We start from the raw sequence: 15,977 nt of genomic DNA on the forward strand, positions 1-15,977 counted from the left end.
AGGTCACACCCCACGACGCCAACCGGAAAAGGAACACGCCCCATGCAGCTGATCGGATTGCTGGATTCTCCCTACGTGCGCCGCGTTGCGATCTCCTTCTCTCTCCAGGGACTGCACTTCGACCATCAGCCGCTGTCGGTGTTCTCGACCTTCGATGCCTTTGCCGCGATCAATCCGATCGTGAAAGCGCCGACGCTGGTCACCGGCGACGGAACCGTCCTGATCGACTCCGGACTGATCCTCGATCTCGGCGAGCGGCTGGCAGCCCCCGAGCTGCGGCTCATCCCGAATGCAATGGACGCCTACGTCCGCTCGCAGCGCGTCATCGGCCTGGCGCTCGCGGCCTGCGAGAAAACCGTGCAGATCGTCTACGAGCGCAACCTGCGTCCGGCCGAGAAGCAGCATCAACCCTGGGTCGATCGCGTCCAGGGTCAGCTGGTGGCCGCCTATCGCCTGCTCGAAGCCGAAGTGGATCGCGCCGATCCCTGGCTGTTCGATGGCCGGCCGCTCCAGGCGGATGTCACCAGCGCCGTCGCCTTCCGCTTCTCGCGCGAGATGCTGCCCGGGATCATCGACGCGAAGGCCCATCCCGCGCTCTCACGCCTTTCCGCCCACGCGGAGGCCACCGATGCCTTCACCGCGTTTCCTTATGCGTGACGGCGTGGAGCGCGCGGATGAGCGATGCGCTTGAACTGCACTACTGGCCGACGCCCAACGGCTGGAAGATCACCCTCATGCTGGAGGAGCTTGGCGTCCCCTATCGGGTGAACTTCGTCGACATCACCAAGGGCGAGCAGTTCGCGCCCGCGTTCCTGCGGATCTCGCCCAACAACCGCATTCCGGCGCTGGTCGATCCCCAAGGGACCGACGGAGCACCGCTCTCGATCTTCGAGTCCGGCGCCATCCTGCAGTACCTGGGCCGCAAGTTCCGACGCTTCTATCCAGATGACGAGCGGCAGCGTGTGGAGGTCGACCAGTGGCTGTTCTGGCAGGTCGGCGGGCTCGGCCCGATGGCCGGCCAGGCCCATCACTTCCGACAGTACGCACCCGAAGCCATCGATTACGCGATCGCACGCTACACCCGCGAGGTCGCACGCCTTTACGGCGTGCTCGAGCGCCGCCTGGCGGATCGCGACTACCTCGCCGGCGAATACTCGATCGCCGACATGGCGTGCGTGGGCTGGATCGTGCCGCACGCCAAGCAGGGTCAGGAGCTCCCGCACTTCCCCCGTCTGAAAATCTGGTTCGACACCGTGATGGCCAGGCCGGCCGTGCGACGCGCCATGGCCGTCGGGCGCGCGGAGCGCGAACGAAGCAATTTCGCCAACATTCCTGTTCGTTGAGGCACACAGCGCCGTCGCATATCACAGCTCATCAATACAGTCGCCGCCAGCCGGCCGCGGATTTACCGGCGCCGCTCTTCTTCTTTTCAACAATACGCGGCTGCAATACGCAGCTGCGCCAGCCTTGCCGAGATGGGGATGTGGTTACGAAACCGTAGTCAGAGTGCAGTCCCGCCCCGAGCATTCGTTAGCACTGCCTCTAGGAAATACACTCTGACCCCGCTTTTTGCTATGGCGCGGGCTTCAACGGTGCGGGCTGCGCGCCGCGGGCGAACTTCCTGCAGTCATGGTTGCTACTCCGGAGTTGAGGGATCAATGCCGGGGGAAGCAAATTATTCACATCACTATGGCGCGTCAATGAGGAGCCCGCATGATTGCGTATGAGTCAACGCCAGGAAGGAAAAAGCTACGAGTCTGCGCAGACTAATCTTCTACTCGAACCTTTAGCGCAATATCACCTTCTAGAAGTGCGAGCGTGTGCCTGCGAATGGCGTTCGCTTCAACTTCCGCCATCCCAACCCCATGAGGATGATAGGCGTCTGTCATCAGAGACACGCGGTCGTAAACGAATTTTCTCTCATCTGCCATGGCAGCCAACAGGTCAACGAAGAGTTCTGCTCGCTTTGCGAAATGAACGGTCTGCTGTTGCTCGTTGGCCTGACTCAAGTCAGCGGATAGATTGTGCAGATATGACTTCCAAGCGTTTCGGACTCCGGTGGATGCGTTATCGTCACCCTGGTACACGAGCGAAATTGAGTTCAGCGCTCGTAGATGATCGGGCGATAGCATCGTTCCACGTGTTGCCATCAATGTATGAAACACGTGTTCGCGCCTATTACTTTTTTCTCGCGAACGTTCCACCCACTTCTGCGCTTGAACAGCCGCAATCGGACCAAAGAATGTCGCCAAAATGATGAGGCTGTCACTTATGGTAATCGGGCCCATTTTTCCTCCCCAGGAATAGGCGTAGGTGGATGCGCGTCTGGCCTCTCGGGTCTGGTTGCAGAAGTGTTATCCATCGGTCACCGACCTATGGGCACGACCACACTCCAGATGCTGGCCCACCAGACACCGGTTATGAGCGTAGAGCTTTACTCTAGGCCTACCACGCTGCTACCACGCGGCTCCCCTACAAAACAAATTGCAGGAACTTCCCGGCTGCACCCGTAGTTCTCCCCGTTAGGTCAGCTGTCCAAGCCACGTAGCAAATGGGTTGGCCGAGGTTGGGAAGATCAGTTGGTTATTCATAACGAACTCCTCTGGTCTTCCCGCTTTCGCGGGGCTATCCCATAGTAAAACAGCATTCATCGCGGCGAAACTGTACCCGAAAAGGCCTGTTGGTCCGGATGTGGGGAAGCAGCGAAAATTATCTATAAGTAATTAATTTTTATAGACATATGGCGGAGAGAGTGGGATTCGAACCCACGGAAGGTTTGACCCTTCGCCGGTTTTCAAGACCGGTGCCTTAAACCGCTCGGCCATCTCTCCGGGTGCGTGTCGGGGCCTGGCCCGACAGCAGAACGCCCGGCGTGGTGGCCGGGCGTCGCATTCTCGCATGGGGCGCGGGCGCAGGTGTAGCCGCGCGCGGCGTGCGGGTCAGGAGGCCTTGCGCAGGCCCAGTTCGACCAGGCGCTCGGTGCACTTGCCGCCGCAGTCCAGGCGCGATTCCTCGATCTGCTGCGGCAGGTGCTCGGCCAGGTAGTCGATGAACACGCGCACGGCCGGCAGCAGGCCACGGCGCGAGGCGAACACGGCGTGGCAGATGCCCTGCGGCAGCGACCATTCCGGCAGCACCACTTCCAGCTCGCCGCTGCGCACCGCGTCGGCGCAGACGGTCTCGGGCAGCATGGTGATGCCGTAGCCGTCCTTGGCCAGCGCCTTGAGCAGCGGGAAGTCGAAGCCGGCCAGGCGCGGCTGCAGCTCGATCTTGCGCACCTCGCCGTTGGGGCCGTGCAGCTCCCAGCGCTGGCGCGCCTCGTCCTCGCTCATCGACATGGTCACGTGCTGGGCCAGGTCTTCCGGCGCCTGCGGACGGCCTGCGCGCTGCAGGTACTTGGGGCTGGCCACCAGCAGTTCCTGGATCTGGCCGAAGCTGCGCATCACCAGGCTGCCGTCGTCGTCGAGCTTGGCGCGCACGCGCAGGGCCACGTCGTAGCCCTCGTTGATGATGTCCACGCGGCGGTTGTTGACGTGCAGCTGCAGGCGCACCTTGGGGTACTTGTCCAGGAAGGCCGGCAGGATCTTGGGCAGCTGCATCTGCGCCACCGCCACCGGCACGCTGACGCGGACCACGCCGCGCGGCTCGGCCGAGAGGCGGTCGACCACCTCGCGGGCGGCCTGGGCCTCGGCCAGCATGGTCTGCGCGTGGCGATGCACGCTCATGCCCACGTCGGTGACCGCGAAGCGGCGCGTGGAGCGCTGCAGCAGGCGCACGCCCATGTCGGTCTCCAGCTGGCTGATGCGCCGGCTCAGACGCGACTTGGGGATACCGAGCGCGCGCTCGGCGGCGGCGAAACCGCCATGGTCGACGACCATGGCGAAGTAGTAGAGGTCGTTGAGGTCCTGCATGGCGCCATCCCGAATCTGGAACGATTCAGGGTATTTAACACCCGTATGTTTGCCCATGCAACGAAAACGGACCAAATGGGGTGGGATTCTCCGCCCCGTCGGTGGGCCAATCGGCCCCTGCCCCAGGGCCACGCGCCCGCCAGGCGCGACGCGTGGCCTTCGGCTGGCGTCAGTTGCTGGTGCTGGCGGGCGCGGGCGCCGGGGCGGCGGCGGGCGCGGCGGCGTCCTTGGCCCAGGTGCCCTTGGCCGCGGTGCACTGCTTGTGGGTCTTGCTGGTGTCGGTGCTGCCGTCGGCGAGCTTGCAGTGATGGGTCTGCGCGGTGCCGGTGTGGGTCTTGGCGAAGGCGGTGGTGCCCAGCGCCAGGGCGGCGCCGAGGGTCGCGATCTGCAGCAGCTGCTTGGTGTTCATGACAATGACCTTCCGATTGAGGACGAAGGCGCCGGCGGCGAGGCGCTCGGATTGAGCGCGGCCGAGGACGCCCGCGCTTGATAATCCTGTCGGAAATGTCAGGCAAGCCCGCGCGCGGCGGGCGCTTGCCGGGGGTTCACACGTGGCGGCGCTGACACAGCTTGGCGCGCGGCCGCATATGGCGGCGCGCACGCGGACATGGCCGCCGCCGTGGGCTCAGGCGATGCGTTCCAGGCCGCCCATGTACGGGCGCAGGGCCTGCGGCACGTCGATGCTGCCGTCGGCGTTCTGGTAGTTCTCCATCACCGCGATCAGGCAGCGGCCGATGGCCACGCCCGAGCCGTTGAGCGTGTGCACGCTCTCCGGCTTGCCGGTGGCCGGGTTGCGCCAGCGCGCCTGCATGCGGCGCGCCTGGAAGGCCTCGCAGTTGGAGACCGAGGAGATCTCGCGGTAGGTGTCCTGCGAGGGCAGCCAGACTTCCAGGTCGTAGGTCTTGGACGCCGAGAAGCCCATGTCGCCCGAGCACAGCAGCATGCGCCGGTACGGCAGGCCCAGACTCTCCAGCACCACCTCGGCGCAGCGGGTCATGCGCTCGTGTTCCTCCTCGCTGTCCTGCGGGCGTGCGATGGCGACCAGCTCGACCTTCTCGAACTGATGCTGGCGGATCATGCCGCGCACGTCGCGCCCGCCGCTGCCGGCCTCGGAGCGGAAGCACAGCGAATGGGCGGTCATGCGCATCGGCAGCGCGGCGTCCTCGACGATGCTGTCGCGCACGATGTTGGTCAGCGAGATCTCGGCGGTGGAGATCAGGTAGCGACGGTGCTCGCCCAGCTGGGTGGCGAACATGTCTTCCTCGAACTTGGGCAGCTGACCGGTGCCGATCAGGCTCTCGGCGTTGACGATCACCGGGACATTGGTCTCCTGGTAGCCGTGCGCGCCGGTGTGCAGGTCCAGCATGAACTGCGCCAGCGCCCGGTGCAGGCGCGCGATCGGCCCACGCAGCACGGTGAAGCGCGCGCCGGAGAGCTTGGCCGCGGTGTCGCCGTCGAGCCAGCCGTTGCGCGCGCCCAGCTCCACATGGTCCTTGACCGCGAAGTCGAACGCGCGCGGCGTGCCCCAGCGATGCTGCTCGACATTGCCCGACTCGTCGCTGCCCGGCGGCACGCTGGCCTGCGGCAGGTTGGGAATGCCCAGGGCGATGGCCTCGATCTGCGCGCGCAGCTGGTCCAGTTCGACCTCGGAGGCCTTGAGCTCTTCGCCGAAGCCGGCGACCTCGGCCATCAGCGGCGCGACGTCCTCGCCCTTGGCCTTGGCCTGGCCGATCGCCTTGGAGCGGGTGTTGCGCAGGTTCTGCAGCTCCTGCGTGCGCACCTGCAGCTGCTTGCGGCGCGCCTCCAGGGATTCCAGCGCGGACACGTCCAGCTCGAAGCCGCGCGTGAGGCGCAGGCGTTGGGCGAGTTCGGCGGGCTGGGTGCGGAGCAGTGCGGGATCGAGCATCGTGGCGGTCGTGCGGCTATGAGCGGGAAAGGCGTGGATTATCGCCTTTTCCACACCGCCACGCCCGCCGCCAGCCAGCGTGCAGTCGGGAGCGCGCGGCCGGCCTGTGCAAGAATCGCGGCCTGCTCCTCACGCCCTGCCCGCACCATGTCCACCTCCCGCGATCGTGCCTTCACCTTCCGCCTGCCGCACAAGGCGCTGTGGATCGCCCTGGGGGCGTTCGTGGCCGGGCTGCTGCTGTTCGGCATCGTGTGGCTGTCCAACCGGGGCGATGAGAGCTTCTATTCGGTCCAGCCCGCCGACCAGAGCGGCACCGAGGCGGCCACCGCGCCGCTGCCCGAGCCGGCGGCCGCCAACCAGGGCGCCAGCGGCATGCAGGCGCCCTCGGCCGACGCGCAGGCGCAGGCCGACGCGGGCACCAGCGGCGCCAGCGCGTTCCCCGCGCCGGTCGTGGAGAACGCCCCCGAGCGTTCCAGCGGCGAGACCGCCCCGCCCGTCGCCTCCGCGCCGGCCGCCCCCGCGCCGCCGCAGAACCGCGCCACGCCCCTGCCGATCGATGGCCAGAGCCCGCCGCCCACCTATCCGCCGTCCGCGCTGCGCAAGGGCGAGACCGGCACGGTGATGGTGCGCATCCAGGTCGATGCGCAGGGCAATCCCGGCGGCGTGGCGCTGATCCGGCGCAGCGGCTCGCGCGATCTGGACCGCGCGGCGATGGAGGCGGTGCGCAAGTGGAAGTTCCAGCCGGCCATCGACGATGGCCAGCCGGTGGCGGGCGCGGTGGACATTCCCGTGGAGTTCAACCTGGAGCGCTGAGCGCCCACCACACGCGTTTCGCATCGCTGAACCGTGCAGGTGCAGCATGGCCGGCCTTTACCGGCCTCTCACGTGTGAGCAACGAATGGCTGCAGACACTCCCCTACGCGCCGCCAACGGCGCCTAGCAAGGAGTCCTGACATGTCGCAGACCCAGACCGAATTCAATGCCCAGGCCCAGCGCGACGCACACGCCGACGCGCGGCCGGATGGGCAGCGCCCTGGGGCGCGCCCGCTGCTGTGGTTGCTGCTGCTGGTCGTGCTGGCCGCGGGCGCCTGGTGGCTGAGCGGCGATCGCCGCGCCGAGATGGCCCCGCCGACAGACGGCACGGTGCCTGCCACACAGCCGACCGCCGACTCCGCGGCGGCCGATCGTGCGAATAAGCCGGTGGTCGCCAAGCGCAGCGAGTCCACCCGCACCGCGCCGGCCAAGAAGGTCGCGCCGGATCGCGCCCCGGCCCTGCTGGCCAGCAATGCACAGCCGAAGTATCCGCCGTCGGCGCTGCGCGCCGGTGAGGGCGGCACGGTGCTGCTCAACGTGCAGGTCGACGCGCGTGGCGAGCCCTCGCAGATCACCATCGCCCAGCGCAGCGGTAACCGCGACCTGGACCGCGCTGCGCTGAAGGCCGCCAGCGACTGGCGCTTCAGCCCGGCCATGCGCGATGGCAAGGCCGTGGCCCAGCTGGTGCGTGTGCCGGTAGAGTTCTCACCGCAGTAAGGCAGGCGCCGGCGTCAGCGCTTCAACCAAGACCCGCAGGCGCTCGCCGCCTGCGGGTTTTTCGTGCGCCCTACTTCACCGGCAGGCTGATGAAGCTCGGCTGCTGCGGCGTGTGCCACACGCGCTGGGTGGCCTTCTGGTAGTCGCCCGGCTTGGCGAAGAAGATGTTGTCCACGAAGGTCTGCGGGTTGCGGTCGTACAGCGGGAACAGCGTGGACTGCACCTGCACCATGATCCGGTGGCCCTTGCCGAAGGTGTGGTTGGCGTTGGGCAGGTCGAAGTCGTAGGCCAGCGCCTGGTTGGGCGTGATCGCCTTGGGATGCTCGAAGCTCTCGCGATAGCGGCCGCGGAAGATGGTCAGGCCCACCGGCAGCTCGTAGCCGCCCATCTTCGGGTTGGAGGCCACCTCATCGGGCTGCACGTCGATCAGCTTGACCACCCAGTCGCTGTCGCTGCCGCTGGTGGAGGCCTGCAGGTTGACCTGCGGGCGGCCGGCGATGGTCAGCGGCTCGGTCAGCGGTTCGGAGACATAGGTCAGCACGTCCGGGCGGCCATCGACGAAGCGCTGGTCCTGCACCAGCCAGGTGGTCCACATCTGGCGATCGGAGAAATCCACCGGGCGCGGCACGAACGGCACCGGCTTGGCCGGGTCGGATACGTACTCGTCGTACTGCGCGCCGTCCGCGGCCGGCGCCTGGAAGCCCAGCTTGCCGCCGGCCAGCAGGTACAGCGCCTTGGGCTTGGCCTTGCAGCCCTGGTCGCACACCTGCGGCCAGGCCTTGTAGCGGTCCCAGTGGTTGGCGCCGGTGTCGTAGATCAGCACCGGCGGGGTGTCGGCCTTGGGCGCGCCGTCCTTGAGGTACTGGTTGAAGAACGGCAGCAGCACGTCGCGGCGGAACTGCAGCGCGGTGTCGCCATCCCACTGCAGCGCGCCCAGGCTGCTGCCATCGTAGTTGACCTGGCTGTGGCGCCACGGGCCCATGACCAGGTAGTTCTTGTCGTTGCCGGTGTCGCGCGCCTCCATCGCCTCATAGCTGTGGTTGGCGCCCCACATGTCCTCCTGGTCCCACAGGCCCTGCAGCCACATGGTCGGCACCTTGATCGGGGTCCTGGCCATGACCTTGTCCAGCGCCTGCTCCTGCCAGAAGGCGTCGTAGGCCGGGTGCTCGGTCAGCTTGTGCCACCACGGCAGCTGGTCCAGGCCGGCGGCCTTGGCGTAGTCGCCGGCCGAGCCGGCGCGCAGGAAGTTGCTGTAGTCGTCGAAGCCTTCGCGCGCGATCGCGCTGCCCTTGCCACGCTTGCTCAGCTGGCCGGTGAAGTAGTCGAAGTTGACCTGGCGGAACGCGCCATAGCTGAACCAGTCGTCGCCCATCCAGCCATCGACCATCGGGCTCATCGGGTTGGCCACCTTCAGCGCCGGATGCGGGTTGGTCAGCGCCATGACCACGGTGAAGCCCTCGTAGGACGAGCCGAGCATGCCGACCTTGCCGTTGGACTCGTGCACGTTCTTGACCAGCCAGTCGATGGTGTCCCAGGCGTCGGTGGCGTGATCCACGGCGGTGTCGTTGAGTGGACCGCGCAGCGGCCGGGTCATCACGTAGTCGCCTTCCGAGCCGTACTTGCCGCGCACGTCCTGGATCACGCGGATGTAGCCGGCATCGACGAACACCTCATCGCCCTGCCCCAGCAGATCGCGCATATGCGGCGAATCCAGGCGCGAGGTGCGGCCATCGGCGTTGTACGGCGTGCGCGTCAGCAGCATCGGCGCGTTGTGCGCGCCCTTGGGGATGACGATGACGGTGTGCAGCTTGACCCCGTCGCGCATGGGGATTTCCACGACGCGCTTGATGTAGTCGTTGGCCGCGTCCGGTGCGACGAAGGGCTTGCCGGTGATGTCCGGCGTCATGGGCGAGGTCTGGGCCAGCGCGGGCAGCGCGGCGGCCATGAGCAGGGACAGCAGGGTCGGACGCAACGCGGCGATGCGCATCGTGGGGCTCCAGGCGGGGTGACTGAACGGACAGTCTATGGGCGCGCTGACCCACAAGGCACCGTGACTGATGGCATAGAGCCCACGCCGTGCGCTTGGCTTTGCGCTTTAGTTTCCGCTGCGCCTCAGCGTTTGCCCGACCTCGGTGAGGCACCGAGTCGCGTCGATGGCTGGCGTGCTTGCCTGCTTTGAAGGCCGCATGGGCATCTCCCTGTAGAGCGGAGCTTGCTCCGCTGGGGCTTGCCGATGATCCGGCCGAAACGCAGCGGAGCAAGCTCCGCTCTACACGGAAGCTGCGACTCAATCTGGGAGACAGTTGCTCCCACCAGGCCCCACTCAGCTGCCGGCCTGGGCGCTGATGGCCACCGCGTCGGGTGGGTCGTGTGTGGATGCCCGACGACCTCAATCGATCGCGATCGGGACCCGCGTCTGCCCTTCGCCCTGCACCACGAAGCGCTCCACCGTCAGCGCCTCCAGTCCCATCGGGCCGTAGGAATGCAGGCGCGTGGTCGAGATGCCGATCTCGGCGCCCAGGCCCAGCTCGCCACCATCGGAGAAGCGCGATGACGCGTTGACCATCACCACCGCCGCGCGCAGCGACGCCACGAAGGCGGTCGCATGCGCCTCATCGCCGGTGGCGATGACCTCGGTGTGGTCCGAGCCGTAGTGGCGGATATGGGCGATGGCCGGCTCCAGCCCGTCGACCACGCGCACGGCCAGCACCAGGTCGAGGAATTCGGCGGCATAGTCCTCGTCCGAGGCCGGCTTGGCCTCGGCAACCAGGATGCGCGTGGCCTCGTCGCCGCGCAGCTCCACCCCGCGCGCAAGCAGCGCCTTGGCCGCCGCGGGCAGGAAGGCGTCGGCGATGTCGCGGTGGACAAGCAGGGTCTCCAGCGCATTGCAGGCGCTGGGGCGCGAGACCTTGCCGTCCACCAGCAGCTTCAGCGCCAGGTCCAGGTCGGCGCTGTCGTCCACGAACAGATGGCACACGCCCTTGTAGTGCTTGATCACCGGCACGCGCGCGTGCTCGGCGACGAAGCGGATCAGGCCCTCGCCGCCGCGCGGGATGGCCAGGTCGACGATGTCGCTCAGCTGCAGCAGCGCCAGCATGGTCTCGCGGCGCAGGTCGGTGACCAGGGTCAGCGCGGCGGCCGGCACGTGCGCGGCCTCCAGCGCGGCCTGCAGCACGGTGGCGATGGCGGTGTTGGAGTGGATGGCCTCCGAGCCGCCGCGCAGGATCACGCCGTTGCCGGCCTTGATGCACAGCGCGGCCGCGTCGGCGGTGACGTTGGGGCGGGCCTCGTAGATCATCGCGATCACGCCCAGCGGCACGCGCACCTTGCTGACGCGGATGCCGTTGGGACGCGTGTCGGTGCGGGTGACCTGGCCGACCGGATCGGGCAGCGCGGCCACCTCGCGCACCGCGGCGGCGATGCCGGCGATGCGCTCGGGGTTGAGCGTGAGCCGGTCGAGCATGGCGCTGCCGACGCCCTTGGCGCGCGCCGCGTCGAGGTCCTTGGCGTTGGCCTCCAGGATCTCCGGCGCGTGGTCCAGCAGGCCCTGGGCCATGGCCTCCAGCAGCGCGGCCTTGTCCGCGCTGGACAGCTGCGCCAGCACCTGGGCGGCGTCGCGGCAGGCCAGCGCCTGGGTCTTGATGTCGTCGGTCATGGCAGGGACTCAACTCGAATGAAGAAGGTTTTGGTGGAAGCCACAACTGGACGGGCGCCTACACCTGTAGAGCGGAGCTTGCTCCGCTGGGGCATTCCCCACGAACCGAACGAAGAGCAGCGGAGCAAGCTCCGCTCTACAGGGAGGCCACGATGCGAGCGGAAGAGACAACAAACAGGGGTCACAGCAGCACCAGGTCGTCGCGGTGGATCACGTTCTCGCCATAGCTATACCCCAGCACGGCCTCGATGTCGCGCGAGTGCCGGCGGGCGATGCGGCGGATGTCGGCGGCCGAGTACTGGGCGATGCCGCGCGCCAGCCGGCGCCGGCCGTCCTCGCCGCGCAGCTGCACCTCGACCATGTCGCCGCGGCGGAAGTCGCCCTCGGCGCCGATCACGCCGCCGGGCAGCAGCGAGGCGCCGCGTTCGACCAGGGCGCCGGCCGCGCCGGCATCGACCAGGATCGCGCCGGGTTCGACCGGGGCGTGCCGCAGCCAGCCCTTGCGCGCGGCGATGCGCGTCTGCGCCGCATGCAGGCGCGTGCCGCGCAGGCGGTCCTGCGCCAGCCCGCGCACGACCTCGGCGCTGCGGCCGTTGAACAGGTAGGTCTCCACGCCCGCCGCGCCGGCCTTGGCCGCCGCTTCCAGCTTGGTGCGCATGCCGCCGGTGCCGACGCTGCTGCCGCTACCGCCGGCCATGGCGAACACCTCCGGCGTCAGCGCGGTCACTTCGTCCAGCGGGCGTGCGGCCGGGTTGCTGCGCGGGTCGGCGGTGTACAGGCCGTCGATGTCGGTGGCGATGAACAAGGCGTCGGCGTCGACCAGCGCGGCCACCACCGCGGCCAGGTTGTCGTTGTCGCCGAGCTTGAGCTCGTCGATGGAGACGGTGTCGTTCTCGTTGACCACCGGCAGCGTGCCCAGCGCCAGCAGCTCCAGCAGCGTGGCGCGGGCATTGAGGTAGCGGCGGCGGTTGCGCAGGTCGTCATGGGTCAGCAGCACCTGCGCCACCGGCCGCTCGAAGAAACGCTGCCACAGCCCGATCAGCTGCGCCTGGCCGAGCGCGGCCAGCGCCTGGCGCGCGGCGATGCCGGCCCCGGCCTCGGCCGCCTTCGGCACGATCGCGCGCCCGGCGGCAACCGCGCCGGAGGACACGATCACCACCTCGCGCCCGGCGAGCACATTGGCCGAGACGAACTGCGCCAGCCCCAGCGCGAACTTCGGCGACAGGCCACCCCCGTCGGCAGCCAGCAGGCTGCTGCCCACCTTGAGCACCGCGCGCCGCCACGGCGGCAGCAGCTGCTCGGTGAACGCGGTGGCGGTGGTCGTAGCGGCGTCGTTCATGGGGGGTTCGGGGATGAAGGGGGCTGGAGCGCGTGGTAGATCGTGCGATGAGTGCGAAGCCGGCGGCACCCGCCCTATCGTCATTCCCGCGAAGGCGGGAATCCATGGGCTTCGCGAGCGGGGGCCAACGTCTTTGGATTCCCGCTTGCGCGGGAATGACGGGTCTTGGTGGCTGCTCGCATCCCAGGATCCATACGAAGCGCTAGGGCGTATTCCACTCGTACACGGTCAGCTCGGACGCGTTGCGCAGCGCCAGCGGATCGGTCGCGACCAGGGCCTTGGCCTGCTCCAGGCTGTCGAGGTTCTTCAGGATGTAGGCGCCGCCGCTGCCGTCGGTAAAGCCGCCGGCCATATGCAGCTGGCCTTCGACCTTGAGATTGATCAGCCAGTCCTTGTGCGGGCCGACCACGTCGGCGGGAAAGTCGGCCTTGCGGATGGCCATCACCAGATACAGCTTCATCGATGCATCTCCTGCTTGTCGTTGCGTGGCCGAGCGCGATGGGTGCGCTGCGCAAGCCACTGGATGCCCGCCTGCGCGGGGATGACGCCCTTCGTGATCGGAACGCGATCCAATCGCCGGATCGTATCGCGAGCACTCACGCCGCCCTCCTCTTCAGGAAAGGCGGCGGCCCTTCAAACGCGCAACGCCTCCCAGCGCTGGCGCAGCACCTCCAGCTGCAGGTCCGCCGCCGCGCCGGGCGAGACGCGCGCGGCCAGGCTGCCTTCGGGCGTGCGGCCCTGCCCGGCCGTGTCGGCGCTGGCCGCGGCGGCCTTGTAGGCCTCGCGGAACGGCACGCCGGCCACGGCGGCTTCCACCGCCACGTCGGTGGCGTACATGCCCGAATCGATCGCGGCGCGGATGCGGTCCTCGCGCCATTCCAGATTGGCCAGCAGCGCCGGCAGCAGCTCCAGGGCGGCCAGGCCGCGGCCGAAGCCGTGGAAGATCGCGCCCTTGGAGGCCTGCAGATCGCGGTGGTAGCCCGACGGCAGCGACAGCAGCTGCTCGATCTCGGTGCGGGCCGCGGCGACGCTGGCGTGGGTGGCGCGCATCAGCTCGATCACGTCCGGGTTGCGCTTGTTGGGCATGATCGAGCTGCCGGTGGTGTACTGCGCCGGCAGCGCGACGAAGCCGAACTCGCCGCTGGTGAACAGCGACAGGTCCCAGGCGATGCGGCGCAGGTCCAGCGTGGCGCTGCCCAAGGCCTCCAGCGCGGCCAGCTCGAACTTGCCGCGCGAGAGCTGCGCGTAGATCGGCGAGACCTGCAGACGGGCGAAGCCCAGCGCGGCGGTGGTGTGCGCGCGATCCAGCGGCAGGTTGACGCCGTAGCCGGCGGCGGTGCCCAGCGGGTTGGCGTCGATCAGCTTCAGCGTATCGGCCGCGCGCACCGCATCGTCGATGAAGGCCTCGGCCCAGCCCGCCCACCACATGCCGGCCGAGGACACCACGGCGCGCTGGATGTGGGTATAGCCGGGAATCGGCAGCCCCTGCTCGGCCTGCGCGCGCTCCAGGGCGACGCCAGCGACCTGCCGGCTCAGCTGCGCCAGCGCGCCGAGCCTGTCCTTCAGCCACAGGCGCGTGGCGACCAGGATCTGGTCGTTGCGGCTGCGGCCGGTGTGGATGCGGCGGCCGGCATCGCCCAGGCGCTCGGTCAGGCGCGCCTCGATGGCCGAGTGCCCGTCCTCGTACTGCGCGTCCAGCACGAAGGCGCCGCTGCGGAAGTCGTCGGCCAGGACGGCCAGCTCGCGCCTCAGGCCGGCCAGCTCGTCTTCGGACAGGATGCCGATGTGCTGCAGGCCCTCGGCATGCGCGGTGCTGGCGGCGATGTCGTGAAGAAAGAATTCGCGGTCCAGGATGACGTCGTCGCCGGCCAGGAAGGTCTGGATCTTGGCATCGACGGCAACGCCGGGTTTCTGCCACAACAGGTCTGTCATCGGTCTTGCTCCTGCGAAGGCGGCGGTCAAGCCGACCTTGATTGGGTTTTAGCGCTTGGCCCCTTGTAGAGCGGAGCTCGCTCCGCTGGGGCTTCACCGGGATAAGCAGCGGAGCAAGCTCCGCTCTACAAACAATGCGGTCTCAGTGCGGGATCGCGGTGAGTTCGGGCAGGCCGAGCGCCAGGTTGAGGTTCTGCATCGCCTGGGTGGCCGCGCCCTTGAGCAGGTTGTCCAGGGTGGACACCACCACCACGCGCTTGCCGCCCGGCGCCAGGGTGAAGCCGCCGATCTGCACGCCATGCCGGCCCGCGATGCGGCTGACCCAGGGCGCGTCGTCGACCACTTCGATCAGCGGTTCGCCGGCGTAGCGCGCCTGGTAGCGGGCCTTGACCGCCTCGCGTGTCATCGGCTGCTGCAGCCACAGGTTGACCGTCATGGTGATGCCGCGGAAGTGCGGTGCCACATGCGGCATGAACTCCACCGGCACGCGCAGATGCGCGGACACCTCGCGCTCGTGCATGTGGTCGGTCAGCGAGTACGGCATCAGGTTGTCGGCCAGCAGCGCCGGGTTGTTCTTGTCCGACGGCGTGGTGCCGGCGCCGGAATAGCCGGACACGCCGAAGCACTGCGGCGGGCCGGCCAGCTGGTCCAGCAGCGGCGCGATCGCCAGCTGCATCGCCGTGGCGTAGCAGCCCGGATTGCTGATGTGCTTCTGCCCGGCGTAGGCGCCGCGCGGGTCAGCTCGGGCAGGCCGTAGTACCAGCTCGGCTCGAAGCGGTAGTCGGCCGACAGGTCGACCAGCACCGTCTCGGGGCGCGCGGCGGCGAGCGCGTCGGCATAGGCCTGCGCCTTGCCGTTGGGCAGCGCCAGGATCACCGCGTCGGCGCCCTTGGCGGCGACCGCGTCGGCGTCCAGGTTCTCGAAGCGCAGCTCACCGGCGTAGGCGGCGTTGTGCTCGCGCACCGGCTGGCCGTCCAGCTCGCGCGAGGACACGAAGGTCAGGCGCAGCTGCGGATGGGCGGCGATCAGCTTGATCAGCTCGGTGCCGGTGTGGCCGCGGGCGCCGACGATGCCGACGGTGAAAACAGGGGAAGTCATGCGTGTTTGTCCAGCTGGAACTGCAGATGAGCCCTGACCGCGGGCCATTCGCGGTCGAGGATGGAGAAGATCACCGTATCGCGCAGCGTGCCGTCGGCATGGCGCTTGTGGTTGCGCAGCACGCCGTCCTGACGCGCACCCAGCCGCGCGATGGCCGCGCGCGAGGCATGGTTGAACCAGCTGGTCTCGAACACCACCGAGGCACAGCCCAGCACATCGAACGCATGCCCCAGCAGCAGCTGCTTGGCCTGCGTGTTCAGGCCGGTGCGCTGCGCGCGCGGCGCGTACCAGGTGTAGCCGATGCTCAGCCGCGGCACGCCCGGCTCCAGATCGTAGAAGCGCGTGCTGCCGGCGACCTTGCCCTGGGCGTCCAGCACGGCGAAGCACAGCATCGCCCCGCGCGCCTGCTGCTCCAGCGCGTCGGCGATATAGCCGTCCACCGCCTCGACCTTGGGCACGCCGGTGTACCACAGCGCCGGCAGCACGCCGTCGGCCACGATCGCGCGCAGGCCCTCGGCATGCGCGCCCGACAGCGGCTCCAGCGCGACGTGTTCGCCGCGCAGGGTCGGCACGGTCCGCCAGGGGTTGGCTGCGGTCTGCATCGTC

14 protein-coding genes, 1 tRNA gene and 1 pseudogene are annotated in these 15,977 nt (G+C 68.4%); 4 read left to right on the plus strand and 12 right to left on the minus strand.

The annotated features are described in order from the left end of the window. Positions 1-42: 42 nt before the first annotated feature. Together QE438_RS06485 and QE438_RS06490 are read left to right on the plus strand one after the other, a co-directional pair. Positions 43-657 (plus strand): glutathione S-transferase, encoded by a 615-nt coding sequence (locus tag QE438_RS06485; RefSeq protein WP_306991648.1) that lies wholly within the window; start codon positions 43-45, stop codon positions 655-657. Between the two features lie 17 nt (positions 658-674). Further along, positions 675-1,343 carry a glutathione S-transferase N-terminal domain-containing protein gene (locus QE438_RS06490; protein ID WP_306991646.1) on the plus strand — a complete coding sequence of 223 codons (669 nt, stop codon included), beginning with the start codon at positions 675-677 and terminating at the stop codon, positions 1,341-1,343. 423 nt (positions 1,344-1,766) lie between these two features. Here QE438_RS06490 and QE438_RS06495 read toward each other — a convergent pair whose 3' ends face one another. From QE438_RS06495 to serS, 5 genes are all read right to left on the minus strand, one after another. Further along, the gene (locus QE438_RS06495; protein ID WP_306991644.1) at positions 1,767-2,288 is read right to left on the minus strand and encodes a DUF6680 family protein; all 522 of its coding nucleotides are present in this window, start codon (positions 2,286-2,288) and stop codon (positions 1,767-1,769) included. A 453-nt stretch (positions 2,289-2,741) separates the two neighbouring features. Further along, a tRNA-Ser gene (locus QE438_RS06500) sits at positions 2,742-2,831 on the minus strand. 108 nt (positions 2,832-2,939) lie between these two features. Then, positions 2,940-3,926 (minus strand): LysR substrate-binding domain-containing protein, encoded by a 987-nt coding sequence (locus QE438_RS06505; protein WP_130518750.1) that lies wholly within the window; start codon positions 3,924-3,926, stop codon positions 2,940-2,942. 154 nt (positions 3,927-4,080) lie between these two features. Further along, positions 4,081-4,320 (minus strand): hypothetical protein, encoded by a 240-nt coding sequence (locus QE438_RS06510; protein ID WP_130533239.1) that lies wholly within the window; start codon positions 4,318-4,320, stop codon positions 4,081-4,083. Between the two features lie 216 nt (positions 4,321-4,536). Beyond that, a complete protein-coding gene (serS, locus tag QE438_RS06515) occupies positions 4,537-5,817 on the minus strand; it encodes a serine--tRNA ligase (RefSeq protein ID WP_307183990.1) in 1,281 nt (426 codons plus the stop codon). A gap of 147 nt (positions 5,818-5,964) precedes the next feature. Between serS and QE438_RS06520 the strand changes: the two genes are divergently transcribed. Both QE438_RS06520 and QE438_RS06525 read left to right on the plus strand, forming a co-directional pair. Beyond that, positions 5,965-6,630: an energy transducer TonB gene (locus tag QE438_RS06520; RefSeq protein WP_306991641.1), complete on the plus strand. Its 666-nt coding sequence runs from the start codon at positions 5,965-5,967 to the stop codon at positions 6,628-6,630. A 141-nt stretch (positions 6,631-6,771) separates the two neighbouring features. Further along, a complete protein-coding gene (locus QE438_RS06525) occupies positions 6,772-7,347 on the plus strand; it encodes an energy transducer TonB (protein ID WP_306991639.1) in 576 nt (191 codons plus the stop codon). Positions 7,348-7,417: 70 nt separating this feature from the next. Here the strand turns inward: QE438_RS06525 and QE438_RS06530 are convergent, their stop codons facing one another. The 7 genes and pseudogenes from QE438_RS06530 to QE438_RS06560 all read right to left on the minus strand — a co-directional run bounded on the left by QE438_RS06530 (position 7,418) and on the right by QE438_RS06560 (position 15,973). Continuing rightward, a complete protein-coding gene (locus tag QE438_RS06530) occupies positions 7,418-9,334 on the minus strand; it encodes a CocE/NonD family hydrolase (RefSeq protein ID WP_306991636.1) in 1,917 nt (638 codons plus the stop codon). A gap of 402 nt (positions 9,335-9,736) precedes the next feature. Next, the gene (locus QE438_RS06535) at positions 9,737-11,002 is read right to left on the minus strand and encodes a glutamate-5-semialdehyde dehydrogenase (protein WP_306991634.1); all 1,266 of its coding nucleotides are present in this window, start codon (positions 11,000-11,002) and stop codon (positions 9,737-9,739) included. Positions 11,003-11,183: 181 nt separating this feature from the next. Continuing rightward, positions 11,184-12,341 carry a glutamate 5-kinase gene (gene proB / locus QE438_RS06540; protein ID WP_306991632.1) on the minus strand — a complete coding sequence of 386 codons (1,158 nt, stop codon included), beginning with the start codon at positions 12,339-12,341 and terminating at the stop codon, positions 11,184-11,186. A gap of 202 nt (positions 12,342-12,543) precedes the next feature. Next, complete coding sequence (locus QE438_RS06545) at positions 12,544-12,801, minus strand: YciI family protein (protein WP_130517942.1); 258 nt, start codon at positions 12,799-12,801, stop codon at positions 12,544-12,546. 173 nt (positions 12,802-12,974) lie between these two features. Continuing rightward, positions 12,975-14,273: an argininosuccinate lyase gene (argH, locus tag QE438_RS06550; RefSeq protein ID WP_306991630.1), complete on the minus strand. Its 1,299-nt coding sequence runs from the start codon at positions 14,271-14,273 to the stop codon at positions 12,975-12,977. Positions 14,274-14,415: 142 nt separating this feature from the next. Next, positions 14,416-15,371: pseudogene (gene argC / locus QE438_RS06555) on the minus strand (N-acetyl-gamma-glutamyl-phosphate reductase). Then, positions 15,368-15,973: a GNAT family protein gene (locus tag QE438_RS06560; RefSeq protein WP_306991626.1), complete on the minus strand. Its 606-nt coding sequence runs from the start codon at positions 15,971-15,973 to the stop codon at positions 15,368-15,370. The pseudogene argC and the gene QE438_RS06560 overlap by 4 nt, the downstream one beginning before the upstream one ends. Between the last annotated feature and the right edge of the window lie 4 nt (positions 15,974-15,977).

It is taken from the genome of Pseudoxanthomonas sp. SORGH_AS_0997, assembly GCF_031453535.1.
Classification (GTDB): Bacteria; Pseudomonadota; Gammaproteobacteria; order Xanthomonadales; family Xanthomonadaceae; genus Pseudoxanthomonas_A; species Pseudoxanthomonas_A winnipegensis.